14 protein-coding genes are annotated in these 12,952 nt (G+C 68.9%); 10 read left to right on the top strand and 4 right to left on the bottom strand.

The annotated features are described in order from the left end of the window. The first annotated feature begins 272 nt into the window (after window positions 1–272). The 6 genes from IBX53_RS04755 (at window position 273) to aroQ (ending at window position 6,723) form a co-directional block, all read left to right on the top strand. Window positions 273–971 (top strand): methyltransferase domain-containing protein, encoded by a 699-nt coding sequence (locus IBX53_RS04755; protein ID WP_290906116.1) that lies wholly within the window; start codon window positions 273–275, stop codon window positions 969–971. Next, window positions 971–1,297, top strand: coding sequence for a multidrug efflux SMR transporter (locus IBX53_RS04750; RefSeq protein WP_290906113.1), 327 nt, complete (start codon window positions 971–973; stop codon window positions 1,295–1,297). The genes IBX53_RS04755 and IBX53_RS04750 overlap by 1 nt, the downstream gene beginning before the upstream one ends. A gap of 34 nt (window positions 1,298–1,331) precedes the next feature. Then, window positions 1,332–2,774, top strand: a complete 1,443-nt coding sequence (gene dacB, locus IBX53_RS04745) for a D-alanyl-D-alanine carboxypeptidase/D-alanyl-D-alanine-endopeptidase (RefSeq protein WP_290906109.1) — start codon at window positions 1,332–1,334, stop codon at window positions 2,772–2,774. 31 nt (window positions 2,775–2,805) lie between these two features. Continuing rightward, a complete protein-coding gene (locus tag IBX53_RS04740) occupies window positions 2,806–3,177 on the top strand; it encodes a diacylglycerol kinase (RefSeq protein ID WP_290906105.1) in 372 nt (123 codons plus the stop codon). Between the two features lie 79 nt (window positions 3,178–3,256). Further along, on the top strand, window positions 3,257–6,268 hold the full coding sequence (gene glnE / locus IBX53_RS04735; protein WP_290906101.1) for a bifunctional [glutamate--ammonia ligase]-adenylyl-L-tyrosine phosphorylase/[glutamate--ammonia-ligase] adenylyltransferase: 3,012 nt from the start codon (window positions 3,257–3,259) through the stop codon (window positions 6,266–6,268). A gap of 17 nt (window positions 6,269–6,285) precedes the next feature. Beyond that, window positions 6,286–6,723, top strand: a complete 438-nt coding sequence (aroQ, locus tag IBX53_RS04730; protein ID WP_290906097.1) for a type II 3-dehydroquinate dehydratase — start codon at window positions 6,286–6,288, stop codon at window positions 6,721–6,723. 9 nt (window positions 6,724–6,732) lie between these two features. Here aroQ and IBX53_RS04725 read toward each other — a convergent pair whose 3' ends face one another. From IBX53_RS04725 to IBX53_RS04710, 4 genes are all read right to left on the bottom strand, one after another. Then, the gene (locus IBX53_RS04725) at window positions 6,733–7,179 is read right to left on the bottom strand and encodes a hypothetical protein (protein ID WP_290906094.1); all 447 of its coding nucleotides are present in this window, start codon (window positions 7,177–7,179) and stop codon (window positions 6,733–6,735) included. Between the two features lie 100 nt (window positions 7,180–7,279). Continuing rightward, window positions 7,280–7,594 carry an AzlD domain-containing protein gene (locus tag IBX53_RS04720; RefSeq protein ID WP_290906091.1) on the bottom strand — a complete coding sequence of 105 codons (315 nt, stop codon included), beginning with the start codon at window positions 7,592–7,594 and terminating at the stop codon, window positions 7,280–7,282. Continuing rightward, a complete protein-coding gene (locus IBX53_RS04715; RefSeq protein ID WP_290906088.1) occupies window positions 7,591–8,304 on the bottom strand; it encodes an AzlC family ABC transporter permease in 714 nt (237 codons plus the stop codon). Before IBX53_RS04715 ends, IBX53_RS04720 begins: the two co-directional genes overlap by 4 nt. Next, the gene (locus IBX53_RS04710; protein WP_290906084.1) at window positions 8,301–9,296 is read right to left on the bottom strand and encodes an LLM class flavin-dependent oxidoreductase; all 996 of its coding nucleotides are present in this window, start codon (window positions 9,294–9,296) and stop codon (window positions 8,301–8,303) included. Before IBX53_RS04710 ends, IBX53_RS04715 begins: the two co-directional genes overlap by 4 nt. 196 nt (window positions 9,297–9,492) lie before the next feature. Here IBX53_RS04710 and IBX53_RS04705 point away from each other — a divergent pair, with 196 nt between their 5' ends. The 4 genes from IBX53_RS04705 to IBX53_RS04690 all read left to right on the top strand — a co-directional run bounded on the left by IBX53_RS04705 (window position 9,493) and on the right by IBX53_RS04690 (window position 12,943). Further along, window positions 9,493–10,311, top strand: coding sequence for a BCCT family transporter (locus IBX53_RS04705; RefSeq protein WP_290906081.1), 819 nt, complete (start codon window positions 9,493–9,495; stop codon window positions 10,309–10,311). A 105-nt stretch (window positions 10,312–10,416) separates the two neighbouring features. Beyond that, window positions 10,417–10,617 carry a hypothetical protein gene (locus tag IBX53_RS04700; RefSeq protein WP_290906078.1) on the top strand — a complete coding sequence of 67 codons (201 nt, stop codon included), beginning with the start codon at window positions 10,417–10,419 and terminating at the stop codon, window positions 10,615–10,617. Window positions 10,618–10,705: 88 nt separating this feature from the next. Beyond that, entirely contained in the window at window positions 10,706–11,650 is a 945-nt protein-coding gene (locus tag IBX53_RS04695; RefSeq protein WP_290906075.1) for a cobyrinic acid a,c-diamide synthase, read from the top strand. Between the two features lie 66 nt (window positions 11,651–11,716). Then, a complete protein-coding gene (locus tag IBX53_RS04690) occupies window positions 11,717–12,943 on the top strand; it encodes a toxic anion resistance protein (RefSeq protein WP_290906072.1) in 1,227 nt (408 codons plus the stop codon). Window positions 12,944–12,952: the final 9 nt, after the last annotated feature.

Raw genomic sequence — 12,952 nt, 5'->3', positions numbered from 1 at the left:
GTGTGGGGTCTCCCCATGTGAGAGTAGGTCATCGTCAGGCACCTTTTCAGAAACCTCAGCCCAATGGCTGGGGTTTCGTCGTTCTGGGGGTCTCCCCATGGAAAGTAGCGGAGCGCCGCCCGAGTCATCGTCAGGCACCTATATAGAAAGGCCCCGCGTTCGAAAGAGCGCGGGGCCTTTCGCATTACTGGCGGTCATGCTACTGGCGGTCATGCGGCGGCCATGCCGGACTGATAGAATCATCCGCCTGTTTCGTGTCGTGGCAGATCACCATGCAAGCCAGTTCCCGTTCCATCGTCACCAACCAGCCCGGGCCCCACGAGGACCTGAGCCGGCGTGTGGCACGCGCCCTGGCTCACCCGCTGCGCAAGCCGGTGGCAGAGCACACTCGCCAGGCCTTCGAGGCAGCTCGGACATGGCGTGCCGCACGGCCCGACATGCCGCTGATCCTGGACGCCGGCTGTGGGGTGGGGCTCTCGACCCGCCGCCTGGCGGAGCGCTTTCCCGACCATGCGGTGATCGGCGTGGATCGCAGCAAGAGCCGCCTGACCCGAGAGCATGGTCCACTGCCCGACAACGCCCTGCTGGTCCGCGCCGACCTAGTCGACTTCTGGCGCCTGGTGCTGGCCGATGGCTGGCGGCCCGTGCGTCACTACCTGCTCTACCCCAATCCCTATCCCAAGGCGGCCCATCTCAAGATGCGCTGGCAGGGGCACCCGGTCCTGCCGGTGATCCTGGCCCTGGGCGGACGCCTGGAGCTGCGCTCCAACTGGCGACTCTACGTGGAGGAGTTCGCCCTGGCCGTGGCCCAGGCCACCGGCCGCAAGGCCGAGGTGGGGCCCCACGAGCCGGGGAACGCCTTCCTGACCCCCTTCGAGCAGAAGTACCATGTCAGCGGACAGCCGCTCTGGAAGCTGGTGGTGGAGCTACCCCATGACCCCGGGCTGGTCCCCGGGGGAGGGAGCACCTGATGGCCTTGGTCTACCTGGCCGTGGCGATCCTGGCCGAGGTAGTGGCCACCAGCGGCCTGAAGGCCACCGACGGCTTTACCCGCCCGTGGCCGAGCCTGCTGGTGGTATTCGGCTATGCGGTAGCCTTCTACATGCTCTCCCTGGTGCTGCGCACCATCCCGGTGGGGATCGCCTACGCCATCTGGGCGGGGCTGGGTATCGTGCTGGTTGCCGTGGTGGGGGTGCTGGTCTATGGCCAGCGCCCCGATCTTCCCGCCGTCATCGGCATTGGCCTGATCGTGGCCGGCGTTGTCACTATCCAACTCTTCTCCTCCATGTCCCACTGAGCCTCCGGGACCTTCACAAGCCTACGGTGCCGTCATGCGTCATCCTGTTCTGAAAGTCGCCGCACACCTCCTGCTCTGCCTGCTGCCAATGGTTGCCCAGGCCTCGGGCTTCGCCCAACTGGGCCGCCTGGCCGACAAGGGGTTCCTGATCAGCGCCGAGGCGCGCCTGATCGATGAGGGCACGGTGCTGGGGGCCATCGAGGCCGACCGCCAGCTCTCGCCGGCCTCGGTGACCAAGAGCTATCTGGCCGCCGCGGCGCTGGACCGCTGGGGGCCCCAGCATCGCTTTACCACCCGGCTGCTCGGCGAGTCGCGCCCGGACGGCGATGGCGTGCTGTCGGGCGACCTGATCCTCGACGGCGGCGGCGACCCGGCGCTGACCACCGAGGACCTGTGGCGGCTGGTGCAGCGCCTGCACCAGGCCGGGGTACGAGAGGTGGAGGGCAGGCTCCTGGTCAGCCAGTGGCGCTTCGGCCCGGTGGAATGCATCACCACCGACCGCTGCCAGGCCCGCGATCGCACGGCCAACGCCTACAGCGCGCTGCTCTCCTCGGCCGGGATCAACTACGGCAGCTGGTGCGTCAGCGTGGCACCCGGCGCCGCCCCCGGGCAGCCGGCCCGTGTGACTGGCTGCGACAGCCAGGCGGCCATTCTCGAGATCGACAACCGCGTGGAGACCCGGCCCGACAACAGCGGCACCGAGCTGCGCGCCGAGCGCATCACCCGCAACGGCCATGACGTCATGCTGCTCAGTGGTCAGATCTCCACCAATGCCCGTCCCCGGGACATCTACCGGGGCAGCTCCGATCCCGCCGACCAGATGGCCATGACCCTGCTGGCGATGCTCGATCAGGCCGGCATCGCGGTGCGCGGCGGGGCCGAGACCACCCTGGCCGAGCCGCCTGCCGGCGCCCGGTCGCTGGCCGAAGTGGAGGGCAAGCCGCTGCAGGAGCTGCTGCTGCGGGTGATGAACTACTCCAACAACTTCATGGCCGACATCCTCGCCCTGAACCTGGTGGAGACCTCCCGCGCCGACCTGCGCCTGGGCGGTGCGGCCATCGAGCAGTTCGTGGCCGGCATCCCCGATCACGGCCCGGTGACCCTGCTCAGCGGCAGCGGCCTGACCCCCGAAAACCGCAGCTCGGCCCGTGGCGCCAATGCGCTGCTGGCGAGCATGTTCCACCGTCCGTCGCTGTTCCCGAGCTTCGTGGCGACCCTGCAGTCCCCTGGCAACGGGGTGATGCGCTTCATCCGGCGCGGGTCGCCGACCTTCCAGCACCATGTCATGCTCAAGACCGGCACCCTCAACCAGCCGGTAGCGGTGCGGGCGGTGGGCGGCTACTTCCGCACTCGCAGCGGACGCTGGGGCGTCTTCACAGTGCTGGTCAACGGTACCGGCAGCACCCCCTACCTGAGCTGGTCCGAGGTCCTCGACCCCCTGGCGGTGGACCTCGAGCGGATGATCGATACCCATTGAGCGGCCCGCTCCCCACGCAAAGGATCTCCCGATGAAGCCCGGACATACCGGTTGGCGCCACCTGGTGCACTCCACCCGCTACTCCCTCAAGGGGCTCAAGGCCGCCTGGCGCCACGAGTCGGCCTTCCGTCAGGAGCTGGCCCTCTGCGTGCTGCTGCTGCCGCTGGCCTGGTGGATCGGCCAGGGGCCGGTGGAGTGGGTCCTGCTGGTGGGCAGCTGCCTGCTGGTGCTGGTCGTGGAACTGGTCAACAGCGCCATCGAGAGCGTGGTGGACCGCATCGGCCCCGAGCATCACGAGCTTTCCGGACGTGCCAAGGACCTGGGCTCCGCCGCGGTCATGGTGTCGTTGGCCCTGGTCGGGCTCACCTGGCTGCTGCTGGCCGGCCAGAAGCTGCTCGGCTGATTCCACCGTCGTGCCGGGTGCCCTTGGCGCCTGGGCTTCGCTATGCTGGGGGCATTCGCCACTTCGATGCGAGACACCCATGCCGCTGCCCGATGACTTCCTGCCGTTGATCGACATTCCCGAGCCCCTCAAGGCGCCGCTTGCGCGCAGCCGCGAACGACTGGTGGAAGCCCTGGCCCAGGCCGACAACCTCGCCGACATGGCCGGGCGGGACTCGCCGCTGGAGGACTGGCTGGGGCTCTCCGTATCTCGTCGTGAGCAGTTGGCCCGGGTGCTGGCGATCTCCGAGTTCGTCGCCGAGACTCTGGTTCGCTACCCGGAGTGGCTGCTGCACCTGGATGCCAGCGGGGAACTGGATGTCACCCCCGACGTAGAGAACCTGCGCAGCTGGCTCGAGGAGCGCCTGGAGGCGGCCAAGGACGAGGCCGCCATGCAGGCCGCCATTCGTCGCTTTCGCCGCGCGCGTATGGTCGGCATCGTGTGGCGCGACCTGACGCGGCCCGAGGGCATCGACATGTGGGCGACCGCTGCCGCCGTGTCTCGTCTCGCCGAGGTCTGCCTTGAGGGGGCGCTCACCTGGCTGGAACGTTTCCTGGCGCTGCGCTGGGGCCGGCCCGCCCTGCGCCGTGATGGCAGCGAACAGCGCCTGGTGGTGCTGGGCATGGGCAAGCTCGGCGCCGGTGAGCTCAACCTCTCCTCCGATATCGACCTGATCTTCGCCTTCCCCGAGAAGGGTGAGACCGAAGGGGGGCGCAAGCCCCTGGAGCATCAGGAGTACTTCACCAAGCTGGGGCAGCGGCTGATTGGTGCCCTGGACGCGGTGACCGCCGACGGTTTCGCCTTCCGGGTCGACATGCGGCTGCGCCCACTGGGCGACGGTGGCCCCCTGGTGGGCAGCTTCTCCTCGCTTTCCAGTTACTACCAGGACCAGGGGCGCGAGTGGGAGCGCTACGCCATGCTCAAGGCACGCCCCGTGGCCGGGGATCTCGGCGCCGGCGCCGAGCTGCTGGCCAGCCTGCGACCCTTCGTCTATCGCCGCTACCTCGACTTCGGCGCCATCGAGTCGCTGCGCGAGCTCAAGGCGATGATCAACCGCGAGGTGCGCCGCAAGGGCATGGAGGGCAACATCAAGCTCGGCCCCGGCGGCATCCGAGAGGTGGAGTTCGTGGTCCAGGCCTTCCAGCTGATCCGCGGCGGGCGCGACACCGAGCTGCAGGTGACCTCGCTGAAGACGGCGCTCGAGCGGCTGCCGGCGCTGGGCCTGCTGCCCGTCGAGGTGGTCGAGGAGCTCATCCCGGACTACGCCTTCCTGCGCGACCTGGAGCACGCCCTGCAGGCCCTGGAGGATCGCCAGACCCAGAGCCTGCCCGACGACGACCTCGACCGTGAGCGGGTCGCCCTGGCGCTGGACATGGAGGACTGGCCGGCGCTCATGGCCAGGCTCGACGAGGTGCGCGCCCGGGTCCGCCAGCACTTTGATGCGGTGATCGCCGACCCCGAGGAGGAGATCGAGGAGGCCGCGCAGGAGGCGGCCGACGGCATTCCCCTGGAACAGTGGCGGGCGCTGTGGCGAGGCGAGCTCGACGAGGAGGAGGTGGCCGAGCTGCTGGAGGAGGCCGGCTTCGACGACCCCGCCGCGGCGGGTCGCCGAATCGCCACCCTCTATCATTCCCGCCAGGTGCAGGGCATGCAGCGCATCGGTTTCGAGCGGCTCGAGGCGCTCGTGCCGATGCTGCTGGATGCTGTGGTGGAGAGCGAGGCGCCGGATACCGCGCTGGAACGCGTGCTGCCGCTGGTCGAGTCGGTGCTGCGGCGCACCGCCTACCTGGCGCTTTTGCGCGAGAATCCCGACGCCCTGGGCCACCTGATGACGCTCTGCTCGGGGAGCCCCTGGATCGCCGAGCAGCTGGCCCGTTACCCGATCCTGCTCGATGAGCTGCTGACCCCGGAGACCCTCTATACCCCCGCCGACAAGACACTGCTCGCCGACGAGCTGCGCCAGACCCTGGCGCGCCTGCCGGAAGAGGACGAGGAGGCCCAGCTCGAGGCGCTGCGGGTCTTCAAGCATGCCCAGGTGCTGCATGTGGCGGCCTCCGACATCGCCGGCACACGCCATCTGATGAAGGTGAGCGACTACCTCACCTATATCGCCGAGGTGATCCTCGAGGCGGTGTTGGCCATGGCCTGGAAGCATCTGACCCGCAAGCACGGTTTTCCGGAGCTGGTCGACGGTGTCCGTGCCGGTGTCGAGCCGGACTTCCTGATCGTCGGCTACGGCAAGCTCGGCGGCATCGAGCTGGGTTACGGCTCGGACCTGGATCTGGTGTTCATCCACGACGGCGCCACCCAGGGCGGCACCGACGGCAAGCGCCCGCTGGACAACGCCGTCTTCTTCACCCGCCTGGGGCAGCGCATCATTCACCTGCTCACCGCGTTGACGCCCGCCGGCACCCTCTATGAGGTGGACATGCGACTGCGTCCCTCCGGCAACTCGGGGTTGCTGGTCAGTTCGCTTTCCGCCTTCGCCGACTACCAGCGACGCGATGCCTGGACCTGGGAGCACCAGGCGCTGGTGCGCGCCCGGGTGGTGGCGGGGCACCCGCGCCTGGCCGAGGGCTTCGATGCCATCCGTGGCGAGATCCTCGGCCGAGAGCGGGAGACAGGGGCGCTGCGCGAGGAAGTGGTCAAGATGCGCCACAAGATGCGCGACCACCTGGGCGGCAAGAGCGGGGAAGGGGAGTTCGACCTCAAGCACGACCCCGGCGGCATGGTGGATATCGAGTTCCTCTGCCAGTACGCCGTGCTCGCCATGGGCCACGAGACGCCGGAGCTGCTGCAGTGGAGCGACAACATGCGCATCCTCGAGACCCTGGAGGCCGCCGAGCGCCTTCCGGCCAAGGAGTGCCAGCGCCTGCGTGACGCCTACCTGGCCCTGCGCAGCGCCGCCCACCGCGCTTCGCTGACCCGCGAGCCTGCTCGTGGGCGCAACGACACCTTCGAGGAGCACCGCCATGTGGTGATCGAGGCCTGGCAGCGGCTGTTGGAGCCGCAGACGGGTGCAGCCGAGAAAACTGGCATCGACAAGGACTGACGGAGCAAGGATTACTGATGAAGAAGATACTGGTACTGCATGGCCCCAACCTCAACCTGCTGGGGACACGGCAGCCGGAGATCTATGGCCACGAGACCCTCGAGGACATCAACAACCGGCTCTTCGAGCGGGCGGCGCTGGAGGGCTGGGAGATCGCCTGCCGGCAGAGCAATCACGAGGGCCAACTGATCGACTGGATCCAGGCGGCACGGCTGGACGGCACCGCCGCCATCATCATCAATCCTGCGGCCTACACCCATACTTCGGTGGCGATCCTCGACGCCCTCAATGCCTTCGAGGGCACCGTCATCGAAGTGCACCTCTCCAACGTTCACAAGCGCGAGAGCTTCCGGCACCATTCCTACGTCTCGCTGCGTGCCGACGGGGTGATCGCCGGGCTCGGCAGCCAGGGCTATCACGCCGCCCTGGAGGCGGTGATGCGCCAGCCGGGCTGAGGGTAAGCGTTAGTCTCTCCGGCGCTCACTGTCCTTGAGATCATCGTCTCTGGTGGCGTCGCCCTTGACCTCATAGTCACCCTCCAGCACCTGCTGCTCCCGGTAGCGGCCGTCCGCGCCTTGGGTCTCGCGATAGCGGGTCTGGTGGAAGTGCGCCTGCTGGGTGTAAGAGCCGTTGCCCACGTCCTCGGCCTGGTTGGCGCGCATCTTCTCCATGCGCTTGTTCAGCCGGTAGCGCAGCAGCGGCATCAGCGCCCAGCCGAGCAGCAGGAAGAACAGCCCCAGCGCCATGGCGACGATCATCATGGCGCCGAACAGCAGCCAGGCGAGCAGCATCTTCAGGCTGCCGAGCAGGCCGCCGGCATTGGTCTGCCTGGCGCGCTGCTGCCACGCCTGGGCGGTGCGCCAGGCGACATTGTGGCGTGGATCCTGGTCGGGGCCTCGGGAATCGGACATCACTCTCTCCGTCGGGGCGGCGCACGGCGCCGCAGGAAATGGTGTCCCCGCAGGGACTGGCCCTTGGAAAGCGGGCGGGGCGCTTCGTTCCGATGATGGCTCAGGCTGCGACCAGGCGCCACAGCGCGGCGGTGAGGATGCCGGCGGTGATCGCCGGCAGCGGCTTGCGCAGCGCCAGCATCACCGCGGCCGTGGCCACCAGCGCCATCCGGGCGCCGCCGTCGCCATGGACGGCCATGGGCGTGATCACCGCCACCAGCACCGAGCCGGCCATGGCGTTGATGAAGCGCTCGACGCGCGGTCCGATGGGCACCCGGGCCATCACGAAGACCCCACCGGCGCGGGTCAGGTAGGTGGTCAGCGCCATGATCAGGATGGCCAGCAGCACCCCGCCGTTGGCGGCGGTCAGGGTCATCGGGTCGCCTCCTGGCGGGCGGGGGGCAGCAGCAGGCCCACCAGGCCGCCGGCCAGGGCGCCGACGATCACGTGGGCATGGGGCGGCAGCCAGGCCATCGCCGCCAGGGCGGCGATGGCCGCGGCGCCCCAGGGCAGCAGCACGCCGGGGTCGCGCTTGTCGCCCACCAGCATGGCCAGCAGGAAGCAGCCCATGATGGCATCCAGTCCGAAGCGTTCGGGCTCGCCGATGCCGCTGCCGAAGGCCACGCCCAGGCCGGTACCGATCATCCAGGTGGTCCACAGCGCCAGCCCGCCGCCCACCAGGATGCCGAGCCGCGCCGCGGTGGAGCCGCCGCTCATGGCCATGGCCCAGTTGGCGTCGCTGAGCAGGATCAGGCTGGCGTAGCGCCGGCCGGCGGGCAGGTCGCGCAGGTGGGGATAGAAGGCGGCGCCCATCAGCAGGTGGCGGGCATTGATCGCCAGGGTGATGGCCACCAGGGGCACCAGCGGGATGGTGTCGCCCCACAGCTCCAGGGTGGCGAACTGGGCGGCCCCGGCGAACACCAGGCCGCTCATCAGCAGGGTCTCCAGGCCGGAGAGCCCCTGCTGCAGGGCCGCGACTCCGAAGGCGAGCCCGAAGACGATCACGAAAAGCGACAGCGGCGCCATGCGCCGGAAGCCCTCGACCAGATGGCCGAATCCCGATCGAGACGAGACCTCCTCGGTCATGAGCGCCACACCTCGGCGACGATCTCGTAGCTTCTCAGGCGGTCCTCCAGGGCGAACACATCGGTATTGAGCATCAGCTCGTCGGCGCCGGTCTGCTCGAGGAAGGCCTCGAGGCCCTCGCGCACGGTGGCGGGGCCGCCGACGATGGCCGCCCCCAGGAACTGCTGCAATTGCCGCTCCTCCATGGGCGTCATGTCCAGGTGCTCCACTGGCGGCTTCGCGCAGGTGCGCTGGCCGCGGATCATCCCCAGGAACTTCTGGCGGGCAGTGGTGGCCAGGTACTCGGCGTGGGCGTCGTTGTCGGCGGCGATCACCGGCAGGCCCACCATGGCGTGGGGCCGCTCCAGCACCGCGGAGGGGCGGAACTGCTCGCGATAGAGGCGCAGCGCCTCGAACAGGTAGCCGGGGGCGAACTGGGCGGCAAAGGCGAAGGGCAGCCCCAGGCGAGCGGCCAGCTGGGCACTGTAGCCGCTGGAGCCCAGCAGCCAGATCGGCACCTTGGTGCCCTGGCCGGGCACGGCCCGCACGCGCTGGCCGGGACGTTCGTCATCCAGGAAGCCCTGCAGCTCCTCCAGGCGCTGGGGGAAGTCGTCGACGCCGGCGTAGGGATCGCGGCGCAGGGCGGCCATGGTGGCGCCGTCGGAGCCCGGCGCGCGACCCAGCCCCAGGTCGATGCGCCCGGGATAAAGGGCCTCCAGGGTGCCGAACTGCTCGGCGATCACCAATGGTGGGTGGTTGGGCAGCATGATGCCACCGCTGCCCACCCGGATGCGCTCGGTGGCGCCGGCCACGTGGCCGATCAGCACGGCGGTGGCGGCGCTGGCGATGCCCTCGATGCCGTGGTGCTCGGCCAGCCAGAAGCGGGTAAAGCCCAGGCGCTCGGTCTGCCGTGCCAGGGCGACGCTCTCCCGGAAGCTGTCCGCCGCACTGCCACCCTCGCGGATCGGGGCCAGGTCGAGGACGGAGAGGGGGGTGTCGGCGAGACGGGGCATGGAACCTCCAGAAAGTTAGCCTGCTGATTAAGCCTACCATGAGGACCGGCGGGCCGCCGTGCAATCCCCCGAGATCGATTTGCCGTATCGCCGGTTTGAACGCCAGGTTGCTGGCGAGCATGCATATCGCCATGAAAATGCGGGGACAAGCTGGTAGGGTATTTCTTGTACAACTCCTGCACAAAAGGACGCTTGCATGGCAGACCATGGAGGTAAGACGGTCTTTACCGTCTCTGCACTCATCATCCTGGCGCTGGTGGCCGTAGGGGCGGCGTTCCCCGAGGGATTCGGTAGCCCCGCCAGTGCCGCCCTGGCCGGTGTCACCCGGCTGTTCGGCTGGTTCTACCTCTTCTCGGTCTTCGGTTTCGTGATCTTCCTGCTGGGCCTGGCCTTCAGCAAGTACGGCAAGATTCGCCTCGGCCCACAGGACAGCACCCCGAGCTACAGCTTCTTCTCCTGGGTCAGCATGCTGCTGGCGGCCGGCTTCGGCGTGGGCCTGGTCTTCTACGGCATGGCCGAGCCGATGTTCCACTACATTGATCCCCCCTACGGCGATGTAACCGCCGAGACCACCGAGTCGGCCCGCTATGCCATCCAGTACAGCTACTTCAACTGGGGGATCCACCAGTGGGCGGCCTTCGCGGTGGTGGGCCTGATCATCGCCTATTTCCAGTTCCGCAAGGGCCAGGCCGGGCTGGTCTCCTCGGTGCTCTCCTCGGTGACCGCGAAGCATCCCAGTGCGCGCCGCTATGCCCCGGCCCTGGATATCTTCGCCGTGGTGGCCACGGTGCTTGCGGCGCTGCCCTTCACCTTCATCCTCTACGGCATGGTGGTGGTGCTGTTGCGTGAGCTGCGCGCCGACCGCAAGGCCATGCTCACCCAGCTCTACCGTCGCCACGGCGAGACCCCGGTGGGCGCCGACGCCTTCGAGGCGGAGCTGCTGGGCGAGGAGGAGCGCCTGCGCCGCGCGCCCAACGTGGTCAACCGCCGCATCAACCGCCGCGAAGGCATCTAGCCGTTCGTGAAGGCAGGCACTGACGGCATGGCCTGCGCCGTCGCCACTGGCCTGGCGGCGGCGCAGGCCGTAAGCTCAGGGAAATGGTGAAAACGGACTTCGACCATGTCGCTTCTGCCCACTGCCCGCGGCCCCCGCCGCGGGGCCACTCGACGACGCCAGCCGCGCCGCGGCAAGCCCCTGCCCGGCGGGGCCGGGCTCGATCGCTGGCTCGACCGTCTGGTGGATATCGCCGTGATCGTGGCGCTGTTGGTGGGAGGGGTGGCGTTGCTGTTGACCCTGCTGCTCCCGTTCTCCCGGGGTTGACGTCAATCATGCCCACTGACGGTCGTCTCGCCCGACCGGTTGCTCTACACTCGAAGCTCCCCCCGCCGGATGAAGGATACCGATCCCCATGTTGGGATTCTTGCAGGGTTTTTCCTACGGTCTTTTCATGACCTGCCTGCCCTGGCTGCTGGTGGGGCTGGCCAACCCGCGTCTGGCCGTGGCCTGCGAATCCCCCTCCCGCTTGCAGGTCATCGTCCGCTACAGCCTGGTGGTGCCCTTCATCAGCATGCTGATGTGGCTGACCTCCCTGTGGGGAGGCTTCGGGCCCAGCCTGCCGGGGTGGCTGGCGGGCATCGTCGCCATTCCCCTGGCGTTGCCGCTGGAGCGACGCCTGCGCGGCTGGCTGCGTCGTCGGCGAGAGCGGCGGCTGCAGGCGCAGCGGGAGGCCGAGAACCGGCAGCGTCGAAGTCGACAGGCGCGTGAGGCCCATGAAAGCGGCGTGGCCGTCCTCGACCCGGCACGCCCCCCGGCGGGTGCCGACAGCCTGGTGCTGGCCATGTGCCGAGCCAAGCAGGGCCTTGTCGAGGCGAGCCGGCCCGACCTGGCCGTTCAGGCCGACCGCCTCTACAGCCGCTATCGCCATGTTGTGGACGTGCTGAGTGGCCGCTTCGACAGCGGCGAGCTGGCCTTTGAAAGGGCGCGAGGCCTGGTGTCCGAGGTCTGCCTCGGCGCGGTGGACACCCTCAATGCCATGGCCTCCCAGGCCCGCGGGGTCGCCAGCGTGGATGCCGATTTCGTGCGCCGCCGCCTGGCCGCCGACGACAAGCGGCTGGGCGAGGAGGAGCGGGCCGCCCTGATGCGGCGCCTGGAGCTGGTCGAAGAGACCGAGCACCGGCTGGGCGAGCTCGCCGCCCGCAACGAGTCGGCGCTCACGGTGCTTGACGATACCGCCGTGGCCATGGCGCGCATCGAGACCGGGCGCCCTCAGGCCTCCTTGTCCACCGACCGAGCGCTAGAGGAGCTGCGTCGCTTCGTCGAGGGGGCCGATCGCTACGGCCGTGGCAGCGGGTGAGGGGAGGGCCGGCGGGCTTAATCTCCCGGCCGTGACCGAGGATGTTTCACGTCTCGAGAGGTGCTTATGAATCAGGAACCCGCAGGCGAATCCCGTCTGTCGTTGCCACCGCTGGAGGAGATCGCCCGGGAGCTGGGCACGACGCTATCAGCAAAGGGGGGCGCCGAGGAGGGCGATACCCAGGCCCCGGATGAGGACGCTACCCTGGCCGCCATGGCGGATGAGTTCGTCGCGGAGGTGATCCGCGGCAGCGACGAGGGATCGCTGGCACGTCAGCGACGTGCCGTGGACGAGATGGGGCTGGAACTGCAGCAGCAGGCCGCTCACCGCAGCGCCATGCTGGACACCCCCCTGCGCCAGCTGGCCCACCAGGGCGACGAGGGCGGGGTGGCGGGGCGCTCGCTGGTCGAGCTGCGCGAGCGCATGCATCAGCTCGACCCCGCCCGGCACCGGCTCTCGCCGAGTCCGCTGGACAGGGTGCTGGCGCTGGTTCCCGGTGTGGGCAGCCGTCTGCAGCGCTATTTCCGCAAGTTCGAGAGTGCCCAGCAGGCCCTGGATGCGATCATCGCCGACCTGGAGGCGGGCCGCGACATGCTGCGTCGCGACAATCTGACGCTGAGTGACGATCAGGCCGCGCTGGGCGAGATCCTCGGCCAGCTGGCGCGACAGGTGGCCCTGGGTCGGCTGATCGACAGCCGCCTGCAGGAGGCGATCGCACGGCGAGACGCGGCGGACCCTCAGCGCGGCTTTCTCGAGGAGGAGCTGCTCTTCCCGCTGCGTCAGCGGGTCGTCGATCTTCAGCAGCAGCTGACGGTCAGCCAGCAGGGGGTGCTGGCGCTGGAGGTGGTCATCCGCAACAACCGCGAGCTGATACGCGGTGTCGACCGTGCCATCAACGTCACCGTCTCTGCCTTGACGGTCGCGGTGACCGTGGCCCTGGCCATGGCCAATCAGCGGCTGGTGCTCGACCGCGTCGAGGCCCTCAATGCCACCACCTCGGCGATGATCGGCGGCACGGCCCGCACCCTGCGCCAGCAGGGGGTGGAGATCCAGCAGCGCGCATCAGGGGCGATGCTGGACATGCAGGCCCTCGAGCAATCCTTCGAGGACGTGATGGGCGCCATCGATGATCTGTCACGCTATCGCCAGGAGGCCCTGCCCCGGCTGGATGCGCAGATCGATCGTCTGGCCGACCTGTCCCGGCGGGGAGGCTCCGCCATCGACCGTCTCCAGCGGGCGACCCCATCGGGTGAAGGCGGCAGATCGGGAGAGAGGCCATCCGACGGCTCGTGACCCTGTCCC

Source organism: Halomonas sp. (assembly GCF_014859505.1).
Taxonomy (GTDB): domain Bacteria; phylum Pseudomonadota; class Gammaproteobacteria; order Pseudomonadales; family Halomonadaceae; genus Halomonas.
This window is presented reverse-complemented; position numbering and strand designations above follow the sequence as displayed.

What these genes read in the sequence shown, in the direction of transcription:
- IBX53_RS04755 (WP_290906116.1), top strand. Translation starts at nt 273, where the DNA reads ATGCAAGCCAGTTCCCGTTCCATCGTCACCAACCAGCCCGGGCCCCAC.
- IBX53_RS04750 (WP_290906113.1), top strand. Translation starts at nt 971, where the DNA reads ATGGCCTTGGTCTACCTGGCCGTGGCGATCCTGGCCGAGGTAGTGGCC.
- dacB (WP_290906109.1), top strand. Translation starts at nt 1,332, where the DNA reads ATGCGTCATCCTGTTCTGAAAGTCGCCGCACACCTCCTGCTCTGCCTG.
- IBX53_RS04740 (WP_290906105.1), top strand. Translation starts at nt 2,806, where the DNA reads ATGAAGCCCGGACATACCGGTTGGCGCCACCTGGTGCACTCCACCCGC.
- glnE (WP_290906101.1), top strand. Translation starts at nt 3,257, where the DNA reads ATGCCGCTGCCCGATGACTTCCTGCCGTTGATCGACATTCCCGAGCCC.
- aroQ (WP_290906097.1), top strand. Translation starts at nt 6,286, where the DNA reads ATGAAGAAGATACTGGTACTGCATGGCCCCAACCTCAACCTGCTGGGG.
- IBX53_RS04725 (WP_290906094.1), bottom strand. Translation starts at nt 7,179, where the DNA reads ATGTCCGATTCCCGAGGCCCCGACCAGGATCCACGCCACAATGTCGCC.
- IBX53_RS04720 (WP_290906091.1), bottom strand. Translation starts at nt 7,594, where the DNA reads ATGACCCTGACCGCCGCCAACGGCGGGGTGCTGCTGGCCATCCTGATC.
- IBX53_RS04715 (WP_290906088.1), bottom strand. Translation starts at nt 8,304, where the DNA reads ATGACCGAGGAGGTCTCGTCTCGATCGGGATTCGGCCATCTGGTCGAG.
- IBX53_RS04710 (WP_290906084.1), bottom strand. Translation starts at nt 9,296, where the DNA reads ATGCCCCGTCTCGCCGACACCCCCCTCTCCGTCCTCGACCTGGCCCCG.
- IBX53_RS04705 (WP_290906081.1), top strand. Translation starts at nt 9,493, where the DNA reads ATGGCAGACCATGGAGGTAAGACGGTCTTTACCGTCTCTGCACTCATC.
- IBX53_RS04700 (WP_290906078.1), top strand. Translation starts at nt 10,417, where the DNA reads ATGTCGCTTCTGCCCACTGCCCGCGGCCCCCGCCGCGGGGCCACTCGA.
- IBX53_RS04695 (WP_290906075.1), top strand. Translation starts at nt 10,706, where the DNA reads ATGTTGGGATTCTTGCAGGGTTTTTCCTACGGTCTTTTCATGACCTGC.
- IBX53_RS04690 (WP_290906072.1), top strand. Translation starts at nt 11,717, where the DNA reads ATGAATCAGGAACCCGCAGGCGAATCCCGTCTGTCGTTGCCACCGCTG.